General features: G+C 39.4%; 24 protein-coding genes. 20 read left to right on the top strand and 4 right to left on the bottom strand.

What is annotated here, in order from left to right; genetic code table 11:
• Nucleotides 1-12: 12 nt before the first annotated feature.
• Entirely contained in the window at nt 13-1695 is a 1683-nt protein-coding gene (rnjA, locus tag IAE53_RS09535; RefSeq protein WP_148424175.1) for a ribonuclease J1, read from the bottom strand.
• On the bottom strand, nt 1695-1907 hold the full coding sequence (locus IAE53_RS09530; protein ID WP_010275590.1) for a DNA-dependent RNA polymerase subunit epsilon: 213 nt from the start codon (nt 1905-1907) through the stop codon (nt 1695-1697). The genes rnjA and IAE53_RS09530 overlap by 1 nt, the downstream gene beginning before the upstream one ends.
• Nucleotides 1908-2043: 136 nt before the next feature.
• Here IAE53_RS09530 and IAE53_RS09525 point away from each other — a divergent pair, with 136 nt between their 5' ends.
• From IAE53_RS09525 to glmU, 14 genes are all read left to right on the top strand, one after another.
• Nucleotides 2044-2589, top strand: a complete 546-nt coding sequence (locus IAE53_RS09525) for a TIGR00730 family Rossman fold protein (protein ID WP_148424176.1) — start codon at nt 2044-2046, stop codon at nt 2587-2589.
• An 8-nt stretch (nt 2590-2597) separates the two neighbouring features.
• Complete coding sequence (locus IAE53_RS09520; protein ID WP_148424177.1) at nt 2598-3056, top strand: MarR family winged helix-turn-helix transcriptional regulator; 459 nt, start codon at nt 2598-2600, stop codon at nt 3054-3056.
• A gap of 106 nt (nt 3057-3162) precedes the next feature.
• Complete coding sequence (gene efp / locus IAE53_RS09515; RefSeq protein ID WP_036068044.1) at nt 3163-3723, top strand: elongation factor P; 561 nt, start codon at nt 3163-3165, stop codon at nt 3721-3723.
• Nucleotides 3724-3872: 149 nt separating this feature from the next.
• Nucleotides 3873-4322, top strand: a complete 450-nt coding sequence (locus tag IAE53_RS09510; RefSeq protein ID WP_148424178.1) for an Asp23/Gls24 family envelope stress response protein — start codon at nt 3873-3875, stop codon at nt 4320-4322.
• Complete coding sequence (gene nusB, locus IAE53_RS09505) at nt 4322-4726, top strand: transcription antitermination factor NusB (RefSeq protein ID WP_010275609.1); 405 nt, start codon at nt 4322-4324, stop codon at nt 4724-4726. Before IAE53_RS09510 ends, nusB begins: the two co-directional genes overlap by 1 nt.
• Before the next feature lie 79 nt (nt 4727-4805).
• Nucleotides 4806-5603, top strand: a complete 798-nt coding sequence (locus IAE53_RS09500; protein WP_200136384.1) for a TatD family hydrolase — start codon at nt 4806-4808, stop codon at nt 5601-5603.
• Nucleotides 5596-6177, top strand: coding sequence for a ribonuclease M5 (rnmV, locus tag IAE53_RS09495; protein ID WP_200136385.1), 582 nt, complete (start codon nt 5596-5598; stop codon nt 6175-6177). Before IAE53_RS09500 ends, rnmV begins: the two co-directional genes overlap by 8 nt.
• Nucleotides 6161-7048, top strand: a complete 888-nt coding sequence (rsmA, locus tag IAE53_RS09490; protein WP_148424181.1) for a 16S rRNA (adenine(1518)-N(6)/adenine(1519)-N(6))-dimethyltransferase RsmA — start codon at nt 6161-6163, stop codon at nt 7046-7048. Before rnmV ends, rsmA begins: the two co-directional genes overlap by 17 nt.
• Before the next feature lie 104 nt (nt 7049-7152).
• Nucleotides 7153-7386, top strand: coding sequence for a Veg family protein (locus tag IAE53_RS09485; RefSeq protein ID WP_010275621.1), 234 nt, complete (start codon nt 7153-7155; stop codon nt 7384-7386).
• A gap of 135 nt (nt 7387-7521) precedes the next feature.
• Nucleotides 7522-8361, top strand: coding sequence for a metal ABC transporter solute-binding protein, Zn/Mn family (locus tag IAE53_RS09480; RefSeq protein ID WP_148424182.1), 840 nt, complete (start codon nt 7522-7524; stop codon nt 8359-8361).
• A complete protein-coding gene (locus IAE53_RS09475; protein ID WP_200136386.1) occupies nt 8358-9062 on the top strand; it encodes an ATP-binding cassette domain-containing protein in 705 nt (234 codons plus the stop codon). Before IAE53_RS09480 ends, IAE53_RS09475 begins: the two co-directional genes overlap by 4 nt.
• Nucleotides 9055-9846: a metal ABC transporter permease gene (locus IAE53_RS09470; RefSeq protein WP_200136387.1), complete on the top strand. Its 792-nt coding sequence runs from the start codon at nt 9055-9057 to the stop codon at nt 9844-9846. Before IAE53_RS09475 ends, IAE53_RS09470 begins: the two co-directional genes overlap by 8 nt.
• Before the next feature lie 102 nt (nt 9847-9948).
• Nucleotides 9949-10782, top strand: a complete 834-nt coding sequence (purR, locus tag IAE53_RS09465; RefSeq protein ID WP_148424185.1) for a pur operon repressor — start codon at nt 9949-9951, stop codon at nt 10780-10782.
• A 7-nt stretch (nt 10783-10789) separates the two neighbouring features.
• Nucleotides 10790-12169 (top strand): bifunctional UDP-N-acetylglucosamine diphosphorylase/glucosamine-1-phosphate N-acetyltransferase GlmU, encoded by a 1380-nt coding sequence (glmU, locus tag IAE53_RS09460; protein WP_200136388.1) that lies wholly within the window; start codon nt 10790-10792, stop codon nt 12167-12169.
• A gap of 9 nt (nt 12170-12178) precedes the next feature.
• On the opposite strand, the gene IAE53_RS09455 is transcribed toward glmU, so the two are convergent.
• Nucleotides 12179-13588 (bottom strand): MFS transporter, encoded by a 1410-nt coding sequence (locus tag IAE53_RS09455; RefSeq protein ID WP_200136389.1) that lies wholly within the window; start codon nt 13586-13588, stop codon nt 12179-12181.
• 89 nt (nt 13589-13677) lie between these two features.
• On the opposite strand from IAE53_RS09455, the gene IAE53_RS09450 reads away from it, so the two are divergent.
• Complete coding sequence (locus IAE53_RS09450) at nt 13678-14166, top strand: hypothetical protein (RefSeq protein ID WP_200136390.1); 489 nt, start codon at nt 13678-13680, stop codon at nt 14164-14166.
• A gap of 6 nt (nt 14167-14172) precedes the next feature.
• Here IAE53_RS09450 and IAE53_RS09445 read toward each other — a convergent pair whose 3' ends face one another.
• The gene (locus IAE53_RS09445) at nt 14173-14430 is read right to left on the bottom strand and encodes a hypothetical protein (RefSeq protein WP_148424189.1); all 258 of its coding nucleotides are present in this window, start codon (nt 14428-14430) and stop codon (nt 14173-14175) included.
• Nucleotides 14431-14836: 406 nt separating this feature from the next.
• On the opposite strand from IAE53_RS09445, the gene xseA reads away from it, so the two are divergent.
• Genes xseA through IAE53_RS09420 form a run of 5 tightly spaced genes read left to right on the top strand, consistent with a single transcriptional unit; the run spans nt 14837 to nt 18513 of the window.
• On the top strand, nt 14837-16114 hold the full coding sequence (gene xseA, locus IAE53_RS09440) for an exodeoxyribonuclease VII large subunit (protein WP_148424190.1): 1278 nt from the start codon (nt 14837-14839) through the stop codon (nt 16112-16114).
• Complete coding sequence (locus IAE53_RS09435; RefSeq protein ID WP_010275647.1) at nt 16107-16331, top strand: exodeoxyribonuclease VII small subunit; 225 nt, start codon at nt 16107-16109, stop codon at nt 16329-16331. The genes xseA and IAE53_RS09435 overlap by 8 nt, the downstream gene beginning before the upstream one ends.
• Entirely contained in the window at nt 16324-17232 is a 909-nt protein-coding gene (locus IAE53_RS09430; protein ID WP_188353038.1) for a polyprenyl synthetase family protein, read from the top strand. The genes IAE53_RS09435 and IAE53_RS09430 overlap by 8 nt, the downstream gene beginning before the upstream one ends.
• The gene (locus IAE53_RS09425; RefSeq protein ID WP_010275655.1) at nt 17229-18065 is read left to right on the top strand and encodes a TlyA family RNA methyltransferase; all 837 of its coding nucleotides are present in this window, start codon (nt 17229-17231) and stop codon (nt 18063-18065) included. Before IAE53_RS09430 ends, IAE53_RS09425 begins: the two co-directional genes overlap by 4 nt.
• Nucleotides 18058-18513: an arginine repressor gene (locus tag IAE53_RS09420; RefSeq protein WP_010275659.1), complete on the top strand. Its 456-nt coding sequence runs from the start codon at nt 18058-18060 to the stop codon at nt 18511-18513. The genes IAE53_RS09425 and IAE53_RS09420 overlap by 8 nt, the downstream gene beginning before the upstream one ends.
• The last annotated feature ends 1 nt before the right edge of the window (nt 18514 follow it).

Below are 18514 nucleotides of genomic sequence, written 5' to 3'. Positions count from 1 at the left end.
TAGTGGTCTGTATTACATCATAATTAGCATAGGTAAAATCATTGGCTTTCGAGCAGTCTCTTTGTACAAAAAGCGTGACAATTCATCAATAACAGCTTGACGAATATCTGATTCACTTGCGTTGGCGTTGTTCATCACACGACGAATTGTACCAAAAATGACACGACGCCCTTCATTGATTAAATCACCAGATTCACGCATATAAACGAAACCGCGTGATAAAATATCTGGACCAGAAAGAATTTCTTTTTTGCTAAGATTGATGGTTGCAGTGACGACAACTAAACCGTCTTGTGATAGTTTTTGACGATCATGTAAGACAACCGAACCAATATCACCAATTCCAGACCCATCAATATAAGTATCTTCACCAGGGAAGTGACCAGCAACACGCGCATTTTCGCCATCTAATGCCAGAACATCACCATTTTCAAGAATGAAAGTGTGATCATCAGGAATATCTAATTCATGCGCTAAAGAAGCGTGAACTTTTAACATACGATATTCACCGTGAACTGGCATGAAGAACTTGGGCTTCATTAGTGCTAGCATGAGCTTCTCTTCTTCTTGACCACCGTGACCAGAAGTGTGAATGTTATTTACCTTACCATAAATAACATTTGCACCGCCTTCCTCTAATTTATTGATAACAGCGTTAACAGAAGCAGTGTTACCAGGAATGGGTGACGATGAAAATATGACATTATCTTTAGGCTTCAGGCGAATTTGCTTATGAGTACCTTCGGCAATTCGAGCTAGTGCAGCCATTGGTTCACCCTGAGAACCAGTTGATAAAATCAAAAGCTCGTCATCAGGAATATGTTTAATGTCTGACTGTTCAACGAGCATGTCATCAGGAATATTGAGATATCCCAGCGCACGACCGTTTGTCACGGCAGACTCCATAGAGCGACCAAACACTGCAATTTTACGACCACGTGCAATTGCGGCATCTGTCGCCATTCGTACGCGGTTCATATTTGAGGCAAAAGTGGCAAAGATAATGCGTCCATGCTCGATTTTGTCAAAAATGCGATTAACGGATTTTGCAACCCAAGCTTCTGACTTAGTCCACTCAGGACGTTCAGCGTTGGTTGAATCACTCATCATGAGCAAAACACCATTTTCGCCAATGCGTGCCATTGACCAAAGGTTAGGTGGCTGCTTGGTAGTTGGGGTGAGATCAAATTTGAAGTCACCAGTTTCCACAATTGTGCCAACTGGTGTGTGCACTGCAACACCAAAAACATCGGGAATTGAGTGGGTTGTTCGGAAAAATTCAACGCTCATTTGGTCAAATTCCAGTACGGAACCATCAGTGATTTCGTGTAATTCGACGCGATTAAGTAGTTGCTTTTCTTCTAGTTTGTTTTTGATGAGTGCCATGGCTAATGGGCCAGCATAAACTGGTACATTAACAGATTGTAAAAAGTAGGCGATAGCACCGATATGGTCTTCGTGTCCGTGAGTGATTACCAGTGCCTTAACGCGATCGATATTATCCACTAGGTAAGTATAGTCTGGGATAACATAGTCGATACCAAGTAATTCGTCTTCGGGGAACTTAATGCCTGCGTCGACGACAATAATTTCATTTTGATACTCAATACCGTACGTGTTTTTACCGATTTCGCCTAAACCGCCTAGCGCATAAACTGCGACTTCATTAGGTTTAATATCTACTGAATATGTCATTAGAATGTTGTGATTTCGAAGTGAGGGTAGGCCTTTTCGTAGGTTACAGCCTTATCTGACAATTCTTCGATATACTCCACATTGTATTGCGTGTTTTCCTCAATTAACTCGCGTGCTTGAGGTAAACTTTCAGCCTCTAAATAAAGTGACTGTGTTGTTTCGCGCTTTGGATTGCGCTCAGGGTGTTCTTGATAGTAAACTTTAAAAATCATAAATGCCTCCAAAAATAGTATTTTAATTTGTCACGAACGAAAACCTTAACTACTAGTTTACCACATGGACTGATTTTAAGATACTTCACTTGATTATTAATACTATAATTGGTAAATTGGTGTAAGGGATAAACAAATGAGAACAAAGGCAGTTGGCGTTTTTATGGGCTCACAATTTGGTAGTGATCCCAACTTCAAAATTCAAACAGAAGCGTTTGGTAAACAAATAGCTAAGCGAGGCTTATACCTAGTGTATGGTGGCGGTAAAGATGGCTTGATGGGTACATTAGCAACGAGTGTCATGGCTAATAATGGTAATGTTTTAGGTATTTCACCACGTAATTTGGCAGAAGATGCTATTGATGCTGATAAAATCACGAAGTTCATTGAAGTAGCATCGATGACTGAGCGAAAACAGCTACTGATTGATAATTCAGATGTTTTTGTTGCTTTACCAGGGGGACTTGGTACGTTGGAAGAAATTGCACAAGTCATTAGCTGGGCCAAGCTGGGGTTGCACCATAAATCACTGATTTTATACAACATCAATGGTTTTTATGATTATTTTGAAAATTGGTTGAATCAAATGGTTAACGATCATTTTGTGAACATTGATGACATGAAATGGGTACATGTTGTTAATAATCTTGATGAAGTGATGACCATGATTGACAGCATGTGAGGGATAAAATGAAAAATTCAGATCTATTGAGTGAATTTGTAAGTGTGTATATGTCAGCACTTAAAAATCTAGAAAAATTAATTTCACAACCAGCTAATCCGTATGGCGCTTCATTTGAACAATGGTTAATCATGGCGGCTGTTTCCCAAAGCGAGGAACCTTTGACTATGACTGAGATTGCTAAAGATCGTGGTGTAACAAAGGGAGCAATTGCCCGGCAACTAAAACCGTTATTTGACCGTGGGTATTTAGCACAAGAAAAAGACCCAGATGACAGGCGACGTGTGTTGCTAGTCCTAACACCTAAAGGCGCTGAGGTTGAAGCAATTATTGCACAAAGTGTTCGCCAACGTTTCAATAAGTGGCTAGATATTTTTGGTATATCTGAAGGAAAAGAATTCTTAAAAACGTTACGTCGCTTGGATGCATTGATTGTGCAACCGGAGCTCAATAACAAAAAAGATTGAAAATAGCCTGAAAATGTGGTAAAATTTTTACTTGTTTGAAGTCTGTACTATTAAGAGTGGATTTCTGTTATAATAATTATATTACTGAATAAAGAGGATACTAATCATGGCAATCGGCATGAATGACTTAAAGACGGGTTTGACAATCGAATATTCAAACTCAATTTGGCGCGTTTTGGACTTTCAACACGTTAAGCCTGGAAAGGGTGGTGCCTTTGTGCGTTCAAAGTTGAAGAACTTGCGTACAGGTGCGGTTAACGAAGTTACATTCCGACCAGGGGATAAGTTTGAACAAGCAGACATCACAACACGTCCAATGTCATATTTATACGCTGAAAATGACGGTCGTGTGTTTATGGATGTTGAATCTTACGAACAGGTTAATATTCCTGATGAACATTTGACTAATGCTTTGAAGTTTTTGCTTGAAGGTATGGAAGTTAAGATTACAATGTACGGCAACGAAATTTTGGGTGCTGAATTGCCATCTACTGTTCAATTGAAGGTTACTGAAACACAACCGGGCATCAAGGGTGCAACCGCTACTGGTTCAGGTAAACCTGCAACAGTTGAGACTGGCGCTACAATCACGGTGCCTGACTTCGTTAACGAAGGTGAAACAATTATTGTTAATACTGAAGACGGTTCATATAAGGGCCGCGCGTGATTACAGTTTGGCATGAATGAGTTGGCTTTTGACAACATTGAATTTTTAAATCAAAAAGCAGTCATTACGATCAAGTGCCACTGTACACGGTAACCCTGAAAGTTCCCTTGTGGAACTTTTTATTTTAAAAAGATTGTCGAGGAGTCACTATGGCCAGAGAAATCAAGCAAGGTAAAACGGCAAACAAAAATTTATTGTTAGCAACAAAAAGTGAAGTGTTCGGTACGACACAAGTAACACCCGAAGTTGTTGAAATTATTGCGCAAATTGCGGCTCAGGAAGTGAGTGGCGTTTATTCGATGCGTGGTAAATTATCTGATCGCTTTACAAGCGTTTTTGGTTCTAATGCGCGTGGTAAAGGTGTTGAATTACAACAAACAACTGATGGATTAGTGATTGATGCTTATGTATTCGTACAATATGGTGTGGCGGTGCCTAAAGTTGCTCTAAATATTCAGAACGCCATCAAATCACAAATTGCATCTATGACGGATTTGCATGTTGAAAAAATCAACGTTCATGTCAGTGGTATTGTACCTGAAAAGGCTGACAGTACAATTGATCCTAATAACTTATTTGGTGACGAGGTAACAAATTAATGGCAAGTTTAACGCGACATGAGTCTCGCCAAGCCGCATTTCAAATTCTTTTTGCACTTGAAAAAGATCCGCAAGACAGCAAAATTGATGATTTATATGACATTGTTTTGAATGGTAAAACATTTGATGATTATTTGCCAAGATTAATTAATGGTGTGTTGGGATCAAAAAATGACTTAGATGAGCAAATTTCGGCTCATTTAGCTGATGGTTGGGCAATTAACCGAATCAACAAAGCTGATCTCGTCATACTACGTTTAGCTATTTATGAGCTCGTTTCAATCAAAGCAACACCCTATAAGGTTGCCATCGATGAGGCAGTGGAATTAACTAAAACATTCGCAGATGATGATGATCGTAAGTTTGTTAATGGTGTACTAAAAAACTTTGCACCAACTAATTAAACCGCAAAAAGCGGTTTTTTTATTGACGTAGAACCATGATATACTTAGTATTAGCTTAAATAATAATTTGGAGGCCAAAATGGCAATTTATGATCCAACCAAGACACCGGCAGATAGTTACGATACACATACACATTTAAATGATGACAAATTATATCATGATGTGGACGCCTATATTGGACGAGCAAACGAATTTCGAGTAATGGAAATGAATATTGTGGGTTATGATGCGATTGCGAATCAACGTGCTTTGTCAATTGCTCAGTCTCATGAGAATATATACGCCGTTTTAGGATTTCAACCAGAAGATACAGATGGCTTTGACGAGACAGCAGCCACTACGTTGGCGGAGCAGTTGCAACAGGACAAAGTCGTGGGTGTTGGTGAGACAGGCTTAGATTATTATTGGGAAAGTACTTCTCATGAAACTCAGAAAGAAGCTTTTTTGACGCATTTGGCATTAGCAAAAAAATATGATTTACCTGTTATCATTCATAATCGAGATGCGTTTGAGGATGTTTATCAAATTCTAAAAGCGTCTGGTGTCACAAAAGGTGTGATGCATAGCTTTTCAGGCACACCAGAACAGGCGCTAGCTTTTGTTGATCTGGGAATGTCAATTTCGTTTAGTGGTGTTGTTAGCTTTAAAAAAGCTCAAGAAGTACGAGACGCCGCAAAGGTTGTACCATTAGACTGTATTTTAGTTGAAACTGATGCACCTTATTTGGCGCCTACGCCTTATCGTGGCAAAACTAATGAACCGGCTTTTGTGAAGTATGTCATTGATAGTCTAGCAGAAACGTTAGACATGTCGCCAAAGGATTTATCTGATGTAACGCGTCAAAATGCGCATCGCCTGTTTTTAAATCATGATTGATAGACAGCATATTAATGAAGTTATTATTGTCGAAGGACGGTCTGACACACAAAACATTGCTCGTGCGGTGATTGCTGATACGATTGAAACTGGCGGGAGTGCCGTTGATCAAGATGTAATTGATAGAGCAAAATTAGCTGCTAAACAACGCGGTGTCATTATTTTTACTGATCCTGATTTCAATGGGCAGCGAATCCGTAATATCATAACAAAAGCTATTCCGACCGCTAAACAAGCATACATCACTCAAGATCAAGCGCGCGCGAGTCATGATAATCCTCACAAATCATTAGGCATTGAACATGCTAGCCCAGACACAATTATAAATGCTTTACGACATTTAATGACACCACGTGTGACTGTATCAAGTGATATTGATCAATCATTTTTGTTGCAACAAGGCCTTTTAAGTGGATCAAATGCGCGTGAACGTCGGGCTGTGGTAGGTGAAAAGCTACACATTGGTTATACAAATGGCAAACAGTTGATTAAACGTTTAAATGCTTTTGGTATCAAACGTACACAAGTCGAAGAAGCGTTGAAAGGACAAATGCAAAGTGGGAAAAACAATTGATATTGCTAATCCAACAAGAACACAAGCAATTTTAAATGAATATGGATTAAGGGCTAAGAAAAAGTTTGGCCAAAATTTTTTGACTGATCTAAATGTATTGCATGGTATTGTGGCAGCCTCTGAAATTACAGCTGAAGACCATGTGATTGAAATTGGGCCCGGTATTGGGGCCCTAACAGAACAGTTAGCAAAATCAGCCAAAAAAGTGGTTGCATTTGAAATCGATCCTCAAATGGTAGCAGTTCTTTCGGATACGTTGTCGCCATATCAGAATATTCACGTCATTGAAAATGACATTTTAAAGGTTAATTTAAAGCAGGTGATCACAGAAGAATTTGGTGAAAATGCCAACGTTAAAATTGTTGCGAATTTGCCATATTATATTACGACTCCAATCTTGATGCAGCTACTGCGGGCAGATATCGCTTGGGATAACATCGTTGTTATGATGCAGCGTGAGGTTGCTGATCGTTTGAATGCTCAGGTGGGAACAAAAGAATATGGGGTTTTAACTTTGACCATACAATATTTTGCGACTGCACAATTAGCAATTAAAGTACCAGCAACATCATTTAATCCTGCGCCGAATGTTGACAGTGCAGTCGTTAAGCTGACACCTTTGACACCTGATGTATCTGTTGAGCAACCCAATCAACTTTTTGGCGTTATCAAGGGCACTTTTTCGCATAGACGCAAGAGTTTGTGGAATAATTTATTGCAAACGTACGGGAAAGAGGCCGAAATAAAATCCAAATTAGAAAAGGCCTTGCAAGAAGCCAACATTGAACCTTCAATCAGGGCGGAACGACTGAATTTAGCTGATTTCACGGACTTGTATTTGGCATTACGAACGCAAAAATTAGTGAAATAGCCGAATATTTATACTAAAAAACGCTGAAATATTCAGTTATACTTGCTTAAAAGGTTTATTTGTAGTATAATAAAATCAGCTTTTACACGAAAGGTGGTATAAAAATGCCAAGTAGTTTGCAAGAGATCAAGGTTCAACTAGATTCACATGTTGGACAAGAAGTAACCGTAGTTGCCCAAGCAGGTCGCAAAAAGATTACGGAACGTTCAGGCATTTTAAGGTCAACATTTCCATCACTATTCGTTGTTGAATTAGATGAGGATGCTAATTTTGAGCGTGCTTCGTATAGCTATACAGACATATTAACAAAAAATATCGACATTACATTTGCTGATTAATTGCCCAATTGTGGGCTTTTTTTGTATCAACAAGTGTTTTTGTCTGTTTTAAATCGTGTTATCATGATATAGTACGTCCAAAAAATTACAGGTTGTCAGCAGATGATCGGCATCTGCAATATGAAATAAAACACTATGAACAAACAAGTTATTTATGCTATTTTAACGATCCTCCTAATTCCAATCGGGATTTTTTTAGTGTTTGTTAACATGGCTGGTGAAACGAGCGTCCCTGACAGCAAACCTGTTGTCATTGCTACTGATAACATTGCTTATCAACAGATTGCAGCGGCTATTGCTGGTAAGCATGGTAAAACGGAACTTATTTCAAATGTTACTGATCAAGCGCAAAAAATAAAATTTAAAAAGTCTGAGTTGATTATCACTGATACGCATGAAAGTCAGTTGCTAACGCGTGCCAAACAATGGGGGGTGTCCGCAAGATTAGTGATTGCAAGCGACTATATTACTGACGGTAAAAACTATCGCAATGTTTATTTGAGTCCCCAAACAACTTTGAACATGGCGACTAAAATTACGGATCAACTGAGTGATATGGATCCCCGCAATCGTAATAGTTATGTCGCCAATAAACAAAGTCTTTTGAAAAAAACGGCTAAATTAACATCAGTATTTCAAAATTTGAAAAAAAGTAAAAATGTCACCTATTTAGCTACTAATCAATCGCAAGAATTAATGATGACACAATTGGGCTATCAATCAGCAAGTAACGATGTTGACAAACTTGATGATGATGCTATGACAGCATTAGAGAAAAAAATGAGTGACCAAAAAATTGATTTTGTGTTGACGGCAACGCAAGATCAGACGAATCATGATAAACAATTAATCGCAGCAGCAAAAAAAGATAATGTACCCGTTGTAACATTTAACCAAGTTTTACCGCAAAACGCTTACATTTGGTCTTGGCAATTATCACAATTACGACTAATACAAAAGGCGCTTGCACAATGAATGCAATTATAGAGACACACCAACTAACAATCCGTTATGGCGATAAGGCCATTGCGTCTGAAATAAGCGTTGATGTACCGGCAGGCAGTTTTTACGCCATTTTGGGTGAAAACGGGGCTGGCAAAACAACATTTGTTAAAACGATACTTGGACAACATCATAATTATGTTGGCAATTTGAAGGTTAATACGAAATCCATTGGCTTTGTACCGCAGTTTAGAGATATTTCGCGAGACTATCCGCTCAGTGTTGCGGAATTTGTTGGTCTGGCTTTTAATAGTGGCTGGCATTTATTTAATAATCGCTCAGAAAAAGTAGCTATTCATAAAGCACTGCAAAAAATGGATTTAGTTAATATTGCTGATCAACGACTGGGTTTGATATCTGGTGGGCAAAGACAAAGAGCATTTGTCGCTCAAGCACTAGTTAAGCAACCAGAATTACTGATTTTAGATGAATCAACAGCCAGTTTAGACCATGAACACAAGCGACAATTGCTGACAGCAATTGTACGGTTACAAAAAGAAACCGGGTTGACGGTTTTATTCATCACACATGAGTTGACCTTAGTTTCTGATTTTTCCGATGGTTTTTTGATGTTTGATGCTGGAAACGTAACGCAGGGAAATGCCCAAGAATTAAAAAAACTAACGGTTGATATGACAGTTACGCATCCTGAAAATGAGGTTCATTATGTTTGAATATAGTTTTATGCAGAATGCTTTTGTCGCTGGTACCATTGTTAGTATTGTTGCTGGCGTTATTGGTACGTTTGTGGTTGCCCGAAACTACGCTTTTTTAACCCATTCCCTCAGTGAAATTGGCTTTGCCGGTGCTGCTTTTGGTCTATGGATTGGATGGCCGGCTTTACTTGGTATGATGGTCGCAACAGTTGCCTCGTCAGTCGCTATTGGTGTATTGGAGTCAACATATACTAAACGTGACAATGTGACCAGCGCTATCTCTGCGTTAGCCATTGGTTTGGGGATTTTGTTTCTAGCATTAGGGCACACATCATCGAGCGCGGCAACGGGTATTTTATTTGGGTCAGTTTTGGGTATCAGTCATCATGATTTGTATCTGCTTTTGGTGCTGGCCGCAGTCGTTTTGGTCACATTATTGTTTAATTATCGGATTCTACGGCAGTTGTCTTTTGACGAGCAGGGGATGTTTATGCAAACACAACGACAACAAGGGGTACGTTACGTATTTCTTGTCATGATTGCCTTGTCTGTCAGCATTTCATCCCAATTAGTGGGCTCATTATTAATATTTGTTCTGGTTACGCTGCCAGCTGCTAGTGCTAAATATTATGCCACCACTACTGTACAATTAATGGGAATGGCAATTATTTTTGCGTTGTTTGGAACTTGGGTTGGCTTGAGTGTTGCCTATCTAACTGAATTGCCAACCAGTTTTTTTATCGCAATTATTGAAGTTTTGATTTATTTAGGCTCTGTATGGCAGTTTAAACGAAAGGCTTAATTTCCGAACTATTACTAGAAAATAATGCTATAATTAGAGGTAATTGTTAATAAAAATCAAGGAGGAAACGGACTAGTCTAGTGCTTGAGTCCGTCACATACTATGAAAACACGTCGCTCAGATCGTTTGGTCGATATGGCGCGCTACATGCTTGAGCGCCCACGCAAGTTAATTTCACTATCTTACTTTGCTAAACGCTATGAATCAGCTAAGTCGTCTATTTCAGAAGATTTATCAATTCTTAAACGGACTTTCCAAGAGCGTGGAACTGGTTTACTTGAAACAGTTCCTGGTGCTGCCGGTGGGGCACGATTTGTGCCTTCCATGTCTGAAGCAGAAGCCAAAACATTTATTGAAGAAATAAGACAATTAGTCAATGACGAAACACGTGTTTTGCCTGGCGGATATGTTTATTTGTCAGATTTATTGGGAAGACCAGACATATTACGTCAAGCTGGCCGATTGATTGCAACACAGTACCTTCGAGATGATATTGATGCCGTTATGACAGCGGCTACAAAGGGTGTTCCATTAGCCCAAGCAGTTGCTGAACAGCTTAATGTACCTTTTGTGATTGTTCGTGATGATGCCAAAGTCACAGAGGGGCCAACGGTTTCTGTTAATTATTTGACAGGTTCCTCAAAGCGGGTTGAGAAAATGGAATTGTCCCGTCGCTCACTCCGAACAGGATCACGTGTTTTGGTGGTTGATGATTTCATGAAAGCCGGTGGGACAATTCAAGGTATGCAGACACTGGTCGGTGAATTTGATGGAACAGTCGTTGGGACAGCTGTTTTTGCTGAAGGTCGCTCGACGACACGATTGTTGGATCATTTCACGTCTTTGCTGCATGTTGATACTAATCTCAAAAATGGCGATCCAATTTTAGTAACAGCGGGCAATTATTTAGAAGAAATCTATAATCATAAGGATTAATGTAAACATGAGTAAAGACGAGATTAACGTACTAATATTAGCTGCTGGGCAAGGTTCACGCATGAAATCGACGACGCCAAAAGTGTTGCATCGTGTGGCTGGCCAAGCAATGATTGACTGGGTACTGGCGTCTGTTTCAACACTGCATGTTAGTCAATTAATTACAGTGATTGGTGTTGGTGCAAAACGCGTGCAAGAACATGTTGGTGATCGCAGTAAATTTGTTTCACAAATGGTTCAACTTGGTACAGGTCACGCAGTACAACAAGCACAATCAGAATTAAAAGACAGTGATGGTGTGACATTAATTATGTCAGGTGATACACCAATGTTTCGTCCCGAAACACTTTCAGAATTGGTGGCTGAACATCAGAACAGCAATAATGCTGTGACTGTATTGACCGCAATTGCTGATGATCCTACTGGTTATGGTCGAATCGTGCGCGGTGATGATGATACTGTTATTAAAATTGTTGAACAAAAAGATGCCAGTGTGACCGAACGACACATTAAAGAAATAAATACTGGTGTTTATGTTTTTGATAATCAATTGTTGTTTGATGCTTTGTCAAAAGTTGAAAATAACAATGCCCAAGGGGAATACTATTTACCAGATACACTAGATATTTTGAGACATGATGGTCAGCAAATCGGGGCCCATACGTTACATGATTTTACAGAGTCATTGGGTGTGAATGACCGCGTGGCATTGGCTACTGCAAATCAAATTATGCATGGTCGCATTAATCATGAGTTAATGGTTTCAGGTGTTGAATTGATTGATCCTACCAGTACTTACATTGATAAAACAGTGAAAATTGCTGCAGATACGGTGATAGAGGGTGGCGTCACAATCCTAGGAGACACTGTTATTGGAGCGGGCAATTTAATTACCCAAGGATCACGAATTGAAAATAGTCTTATTGGTGACAACAATGTCATTACTGCATCTCATTTGGAATCAGCGCAATTGGCAAATGGTGTTACCGTTGGACCATACGCTCACTTAAGACCACAAACTGACTTGGCTGACAATGTTCATATAGGTAACTTTGTTGAAGTGAAAGATGCTAAACTAGGTCGCGACACAAAATCTGGTCACTTGACCTATATTGGTAATGCAACAGTTGGCGAAGACGTCAACATTGGTGCGGGGTCAATTTTTGTTAACTATGATGGTGTCAATAAGTTTTATTCAACAGTTGGAAATCATGCATTTATTGGATCAAACACAAAAATAGTAGCGCCTGTTGCGATAGCCGATGAAGCAATTACGGCGGCAGGTTCAACAGTCACAGAAGATGTCCCAAAACATGCGATGGCTATTGCGCGTGAAAGGCAGACGAATAAAGCTGATTTTTGGGCACGCATGCCACATAAACAGTAAAAAAAGAGCTCATGAGCTCTTTTTTGTTTGAAATAATCGTTTGGCAGTCAATAGCCAGGCAACTATGGCGAGTGTCAATGAAAAATACAGGCTGTTGTGCATCGCAGTCATAAATAAGGATGGATGCTGTGAATCGTATGTCGTGACACGATGACCAGCTTGTTGTGACATCAAAAGGAATAAAATTGTTGTGGCAAAAATGTTACCAAACACAAAGGCGACATTACGTCCCAATGCATTGATTGATCCAGCAATGCCCAAATATTGTTTGTTAACACTGGCCATAACCAAGGCACTATTCGGTGATTGAAAAATACCTGCGCTCATACCAGTTAGCAGTAATATGGTAACGATTAACCAAATGGGTGTTGCTTGTCCGAAAATTAGAAAGCCTATTTGAGAAACTATCAACCCTGAAATACCAATTAAAGTAATGATTTCTTTGTTATAACGATCAGAGAGAATACCTGAAATGGGTGCAAAAACAAACATTGATGCGGGTATACTCATCATTATGATGCCAGCCATTCCCGCAGACCAGCCTCGAAAATTTTGTAAATAAAATGGTGTCAAAATATTGACGTACGCGTTGACTGTGAAAAACATGGCACTTAGAAGGACGCTAACGCCAAAGGTATGATTATCAAAAATATGTAGATTGAGTAGCGGTGAAGGACTGCGCTTTTCTTGCCAAATAAAACTAGCAAAGGTTAAGCCACTGAGCAAAAGTAAAAGCCAAACTAAGACATGATGCCAACCTATACTTTGACCGCTGTTCATACCTAAAAAGAACAATAGCATAGTCATAAGTAGTTGACATGCACCTAACCAATCAACTTCACGGAGTGTGCCTAATGGCTTTTCCTTTGGAAGATAGCGATCACCTACCCAAAATGCTATGGCACCAATAGGGACGTTAATCCAAAAAATATATGACCAGTTAGCTATCGACAAGATGAGACCACCAATTGCTGGGCCAGCAATCGAACCTAAGGAAACGAACATTGCAATAATTGACATAGCGCGGGCGCGTTGATTTGGCGGGAAAAGAGTCGATGTGATACCAAAAGAATTACTCATGGTCATCGAAGCGCCAATCGCTTGAAAACTACGTGCAAATAGTAAAAAAGGTAATCCTAAATTAATGCCAGATAATAAAGAACCTATTGTAAAAATCATCATACCGTAACGAAAAACGGTTGTTTTACCTAATAGATCACCAAGCCGTCCAAATAAAACAATTAGACCAGAAATAATCACTAAATATATAGTGACAACCCATGTAGCTTGACTTAGAGGAATGGCTAATTCACGCGCAATCGTTGGTAATGCAACATTGACGATCGAACCGTCTAATGTTGACATAAAAGTAAATAGACCAATCGATACAAGTGCGGGTATTTTTTGTTTTTCAAACATTGATACTTTTCTCCCAAGAATGTTAACTGAAAATGATTTTTAATCAGCAAAGTGAGTAGGTATGGTAATATTATACATGAGGAAATTTTATGCAAATAACAGGTGAACGTGCGTTGGCTAATATTGCTGATGCAGCATTTTATAACAAATCAATAACTGTCGAGGATGGACAAACTGTGCCAATTGATGCGCTCATGAGCGAATTAGCCCAGCATGTAACCGACGAAAACTTTATGCAAGTTACGCTTAATATCAATGGTGGTATTGAGTCGGATGGGACCACACTAAGTCTTGAAACAAATGTTATCAACTTACCACTACGTTATCAAAATCAGTTACGAAAAATGATTTTGCCAGACAGTGAATCACTTGGTGTTAATCTATACATGATTGCTGAAAATCCATTTGTTAGTCAATCAAAATTGAAAATTGCGTTAGTGAGTTCGGTTGCTACTTACGAAGATGATACTGACAGTGCACAGGCAAAGATTGCAAGTTGGTTTGATGAACAGTTAGCACATATTGTCTCGGAGCAAGCATCCGCAGAAACAAAAGCCCAAGCTAATATTGAAATATAAACGGTGTCAGTCCACTATGGCGACTTCGGCCACAACTCGTCCGATATTTTCTGTTTGATTGTAAGTAAAGTCGAGAATGTGATCGGCAACATTAAATTTGACACTAATCAGTTGCCCAAGGCTGTATGTCTCAATCACATAAGCAGCTAATGCTTTTTTGTCTTTCAAATCAGCATTTGCAACGAACAAATCATCTAAACTAGTGTTTTTAGGTGCAATGTTAGGGTGGATGAAATGTTGCGTTATTTTAGTTATTTTTATCATGCTTATAAGTATAACGATTTCATAACTAACTGTAAATATCGCATCATTAAGGGCTTAAGATGATCATATTAAGTTGACTATTGTCGACATATTTGTTATCATTAATTTATGCGATGAGTCGAAGCGCTTGAAAAATTAGCGCCGAAAGCGGTCTGCCGTGTTAAGTCACAAATCTCGTATAGATGCAGATGATGAGTGTGTTGTGGAACTATCTCATCTCACCATGACTAACAGTGTTAACACTGAGGTGACGCGACTTTATTATTAGTGTGACAACTAGTAATCGCCCGTCAGAGCGCATCTGGCATGCCAAACTAAACAACTAGCCTTTAGGTTAGTTGTTTTTTTATGCAGTTTTTCAGGTATAATGAGTGTATATAATCATTATGAGCGATTGAGAGGCACCATGTCAGAAATAAATAATAAGTATTTAACAGTATCAGCGCTTTCTGCGTATTTAAAACGCAAATTTGATGCGGATCCTTATCTCGCAAAAGTCTATGTTACAGGTGAAATTTCCAATATGGGGCGACGGCGTGGCCCGCATCTCTATTTTTCTATTAAAGATTCAGAGGGTAACGCTGTTATTAGCGCTTCGATGTTTGGTTATCAGAAACGAATCAAATTTCAACCTGAAGAGGGCATGAAAATTAATGCTGTGGGTCGCGTGGAATTGTACGAACCACGTGGTTCGTATTCATTAATTTTGGAGTCGATGTCACCAGACGGTGTGGGAGAATTATTTTTAGCCTATGAACAATTGAAGAAACGATTGCAGGCAGAAGGATTATTTGATTTACCTAAAAAAAATATTCCGTTATTTCCTAAAAAAATAGCAGTTGTCACATCACCAACCGGTGCAGTTATTGAAGATATTGCCCGTACGGTACAACGTCGATTTCCAACGGCACAAGTTATTTTATTTCCGGCAGTAGTGCAGGGCGACAAAGCTGCGCCAACAATTATTCGGCAGCTCAACAGAATTGATGATATGGCATTTGACACTATTATTGTGGGTCGTGGTGGTGGTTCTATTGAGGATTTGTGGGCCTTTAATGATGAACAGCTAGCACGTACCATTGCCGCACTCAAAACACCGGTAATTAGTTCTGTTGGACATGAGACAGATAATACACTGGCTGACTTTGTGGCAGATCGCCGTGCCGCAACACCAACAGCGGCAGCGGAACTGGCTACACCTATTACGCTTGCTCAGATACAATCCCGATTGCAAGAATTGCAAGTCCGACAGTTAACAAGAATCCAACAAATTATTGCCACCCAAAAACAACGTTTAAACAGAATGACCGAGCATGTCATTTTTAAACAACCAGATCGATTATACACGGGTTACAATCAACGCGTGGATCAAGCAGCGAGGTTATTAGTGCAGCTTACGCATCAACGATTAATCAATGCGCAACACGACTACACGACGCTTGTACAACGACAACAGCAATTACAACAGCATTTATTGCAACCGTCCCAAGAACAGTTGCAACTATTGGGGACTAAGTTGGATCTTGTTAGCCCATTAAAAATTTTAACGCGCGGTTATGCAATTGTGACCAAAAATGAACAAGTGGTTCGTAGTGTAAACGTTTTAAATAAAGATGATGAAATCAATGTGCGCTTTGCTGACGGGAACGCAGTTGCAAATATTACAGGAGTAAAACATGAGTGAACAATTGACATTTGAAGAAAAATTACAACAATTAGAAACCATCGTAAGTCAACTAGAAAAAGGGGATCGACCGCTGGAAACAGCGTTGGTTGATTTTCAAACGGGTGTTGGTCTGGTTAAAGATCTACAAAAAACACTAAAAGATGCTGAGGAAACATTAGCTAAAGTAATGGATGATAATGGTGAATTATCGGATTTGGAATTAACAAATGACTAATTTAAAGGAATTTCAAAATGAATGGCTGCCAAAAATTAATGCGCAACTGGAAAACGATTTATCTCAAGTTAGCTCAGATGATGATTTGGTTGCCATGATGAAATATGCTGTATTGAATGGTGGCAAACGTTTGAGACCATTACTAAGCTTGATGGTTTTAGAGAGTTTTGAACAATTGATAACACCTAGCCAACTCAAAATTGCTACGGCAGTGGAATGGATTCACTCTTATTCATTAGTACATGATGATCTACCGGCAATGGACAATGACCTGCTAAGGCGAGGCAAACCTAGTGTACATGCCTTATATGGTGAGGCAAATGCCATTTTAGTTGGGGATGCTTTGTTAACTGGTGCTTTCAATGTTATTCCCCAGGCATTGACGGTGTCCGGAGCGCCAGCGTCGGAATCGATTGTATTAATCACACAGTATTTATCGCAAGCCGCAGGGGCAAACGGTATGGTGCTTGGACAAATACATGACATGGAGAATCACGATGGTGCCGAGAGTGGTATTGATCAAGAAAACCTGTTATCTTTAGTTTATCAACCTAAAACTGCTGCTTTACTGCGTTACGCAGCGCAAACAGGCGCTCTTTTGGTTAAAGACAGTGGAAATAGCAAAAATTTTCATACTGATTTGATAACACAAATAGCTGACTTTGGCGACAATCTGGGGATAGCCTTTCAAATTCAGGATGATCTAGACGACTATCAGCAGGATGAAACAGAATCTGTCAATGCGTTACCACATCTAGTTGGCGTGACGACTGCTGAGCGGATGCGCGATGATTATTTGAATGATGCCTATAAAATTTTGAATGACATTAAATTGAATGACCAGCGTTTTCATCCAGAGTTGTTATCAGAATTAATCACTTTTATTGGAGATAAATCATGAGTGTTGATAAAGAACGTGTCGATGTATTGCTAGTCCAACAGGGTCTTTTCGAATCACGTGAACAAGCAAAACGCGCTGTTATGGCTGGTGAAATTCTTGGCGAAAATGAGGAGCGTTTAGATAAGGCGGGCCAAAAAATACCGGTAACAACCGAACTACATTTCAAGGGTGAAAAGTTAAAGTATGTATCCCGTGGTGGTTTAAAACTGGAAAAAGCTTTGAACACTTACGATTTATCTGTACAAGATAAAATTGTCTTAGACATTGGTTCATCAACTGGTGGTTTTACGGATGTCTCGTTGCAAAATGGTGCTAAATTAGTTTATGCTTTAGATGTTGGGACCAATCAGTTGGTATGGAAATTGCGTCGAGATGCGCGCGTTAAAGTCATGGAGAATACTAATTTTCGTTACGCCAAACTGACTGATTTTACGTTTGGACAACCAGATTTTGCTACAATCGACGTTTCATTTATTTCTCTGGGGCTCATTTTACCGCCACTTGCTGACATTATTGCGAAGAACGGGCAGGTTGTCGCGCTGATCAAACCGCAATTTGAGGCTGGACGTGAACATGTTGGTAAAAATGGTATTATCAAGGACTCATCAGTTCACCGCGAAGTGTTGCAGCAGACAATTACCATGATGGTGCGTGAAGGCTTTTCAGTTGAACACTTGACTTTTTCACCAATTAAAGGTGGACAGGGAAACATTGAATTTTTGGCTGTGTTGCAACGCGTAGAAGAACCAAAAATCGCTGATGATATTGATATTGATCAATTGCTGATATCAACTTACCAACAGCTAAATCACACAGGAGATGCCAATGAATAAAAAAGCTCGCCAAAAAGCATTGGTTCAACTCATTCAAGAACATGCTGTCGGTCGTCAAGAGGATATTGTTGCACATTTTGAAACATTAGGAGAAATGGTCACTCAAGCGACTATTTCGCGCGATATAAATGAATTAGGATTGATTAAAGTGCCAAATTCACATGGTGGATTTTTATATCATTTGCCGAAACAAGATGATCGACCACATTTGCAACGATTACGTCGTATATTACAACAAGCCTTTTTGAGCCAAAGTGCGCAACGGGGTATGGTCATGATAAAAGTGCAACCTGGCAATGGTCAGTTGGTAGCAAACTTATTTGAGCAGGTTCAGTTTCCAGAAATATTTGGGACACTAAGCGATGACGGTTCTGTACTCGTATTATTAAAGGACGGGGTGCCATCAATCCAAGTTACCAGCATGGTTCAAAAATTATTAGAAAAATAGT

The sequence above is a fragment of the Leuconostoc sp. S50 genome (genome assembly GCF_016624925.1).
GTDB lineage: Bacteria > Bacillota > Bacilli > Lactobacillales > Lactobacillaceae > Leuconostoc > Leuconostoc pseudomesenteroides.
The sequence above is the reverse complement of the archived record's forward strand: the minus strand, read 5'-3'. Positions and strand labels throughout refer to the sequence as shown.

Bases quoted from the DNA above. Each gene is read 5' to 3' on its own strand.
- rnjA (WP_148424175.1), bottom strand. From the start codon at position 1,695: ATGACATATTCAGTAGATATTAAACCTAATGAAGTCGCAGTTTATGCG.
- IAE53_RS09530 (WP_010275590.1), bottom strand. From the start codon at position 1,907: ATGATTTTTAAAGTTTACTATCAAGAACACCCTGAGCGCAATCCAAAG.
- IAE53_RS09525 (WP_148424176.1), top strand. From the start codon at position 2,044: ATGAGAACAAAGGCAGTTGGCGTTTTTATGGGCTCACAATTTGGTAGT.
- IAE53_RS09520 (WP_148424177.1), top strand. From the start codon at position 2,598: ATGAAAAATTCAGATCTATTGAGTGAATTTGTAAGTGTGTATATGTCA.
- efp (WP_036068044.1), top strand. From the start codon at position 3,163: ATGGCAATCGGCATGAATGACTTAAAGACGGGTTTGACAATCGAATAT.
- IAE53_RS09510 (WP_148424178.1), top strand. From the start codon at position 3,873: ATGGCCAGAGAAATCAAGCAAGGTAAAACGGCAAACAAAAATTTATTG.
- nusB (WP_010275609.1), top strand. From the start codon at position 4,322: ATGGCAAGTTTAACGCGACATGAGTCTCGCCAAGCCGCATTTCAAATT.
- IAE53_RS09500 (WP_200136384.1), top strand. From the start codon at position 4,806: ATGGCAATTTATGATCCAACCAAGACACCGGCAGATAGTTACGATACA.
- rnmV (WP_200136385.1), top strand. From the start codon at position 5,596: ATGATTGATAGACAGCATATTAATGAAGTTATTATTGTCGAAGGACGG.
- IAE53_RS09485 (WP_010275621.1), top strand. From the start codon at position 7,153: ATGCCAAGTAGTTTGCAAGAGATCAAGGTTCAACTAGATTCACATGTT.
- IAE53_RS09480 (WP_148424182.1), top strand. From the start codon at position 7,522: ATGAACAAACAAGTTATTTATGCTATTTTAACGATCCTCCTAATTCCA.
- IAE53_RS09475 (WP_200136386.1), top strand. From the start codon at position 8,358: ATGAATGCAATTATAGAGACACACCAACTAACAATCCGTTATGGCGAT.
- IAE53_RS09470 (WP_200136387.1), top strand. From the start codon at position 9,055: ATGTTTGAATATAGTTTTATGCAGAATGCTTTTGTCGCTGGTACCATT.
- purR (WP_148424185.1), top strand. From the start codon at position 9,949: ATGAAAACACGTCGCTCAGATCGTTTGGTCGATATGGCGCGCTACATG.
- glmU (WP_200136388.1), top strand. From the start codon at position 10,790: ATGAGTAAAGACGAGATTAACGTACTAATATTAGCTGCTGGGCAAGGT.
- IAE53_RS09455 (WP_200136389.1), bottom strand. From the start codon at position 13,588: ATGTTTGAAAAACAAAAAATACCCGCACTTGTATCGATTGGTCTATTT.
- IAE53_RS09450 (WP_200136390.1), top strand. From the start codon at position 13,678: ATGCAAATAACAGGTGAACGTGCGTTGGCTAATATTGCTGATGCAGCA.
- IAE53_RS09445 (WP_148424189.1), bottom strand. From the start codon at position 14,430: ATGATAAAAATAACTAAAATAACGCAACATTTCATCCACCCTAACATT.
- xseA (WP_148424190.1), top strand. From the start codon at position 14,837: ATGTCAGAAATAAATAATAAGTATTTAACAGTATCAGCGCTTTCTGCG.
- IAE53_RS09435 (WP_010275647.1), top strand. From the start codon at position 16,107: ATGAGTGAACAATTGACATTTGAAGAAAAATTACAACAATTAGAAACC.
- IAE53_RS09430 (WP_188353038.1), top strand. From the start codon at position 16,324: ATGACTAATTTAAAGGAATTTCAAAATGAATGGCTGCCAAAAATTAAT.
- IAE53_RS09425 (WP_010275655.1), top strand. From the start codon at position 17,229: ATGAGTGTTGATAAAGAACGTGTCGATGTATTGCTAGTCCAACAGGGT.
- IAE53_RS09420 (WP_010275659.1), top strand. From the start codon at position 18,058: ATGAATAAAAAAGCTCGCCAAAAAGCATTGGTTCAACTCATTCAAGAA.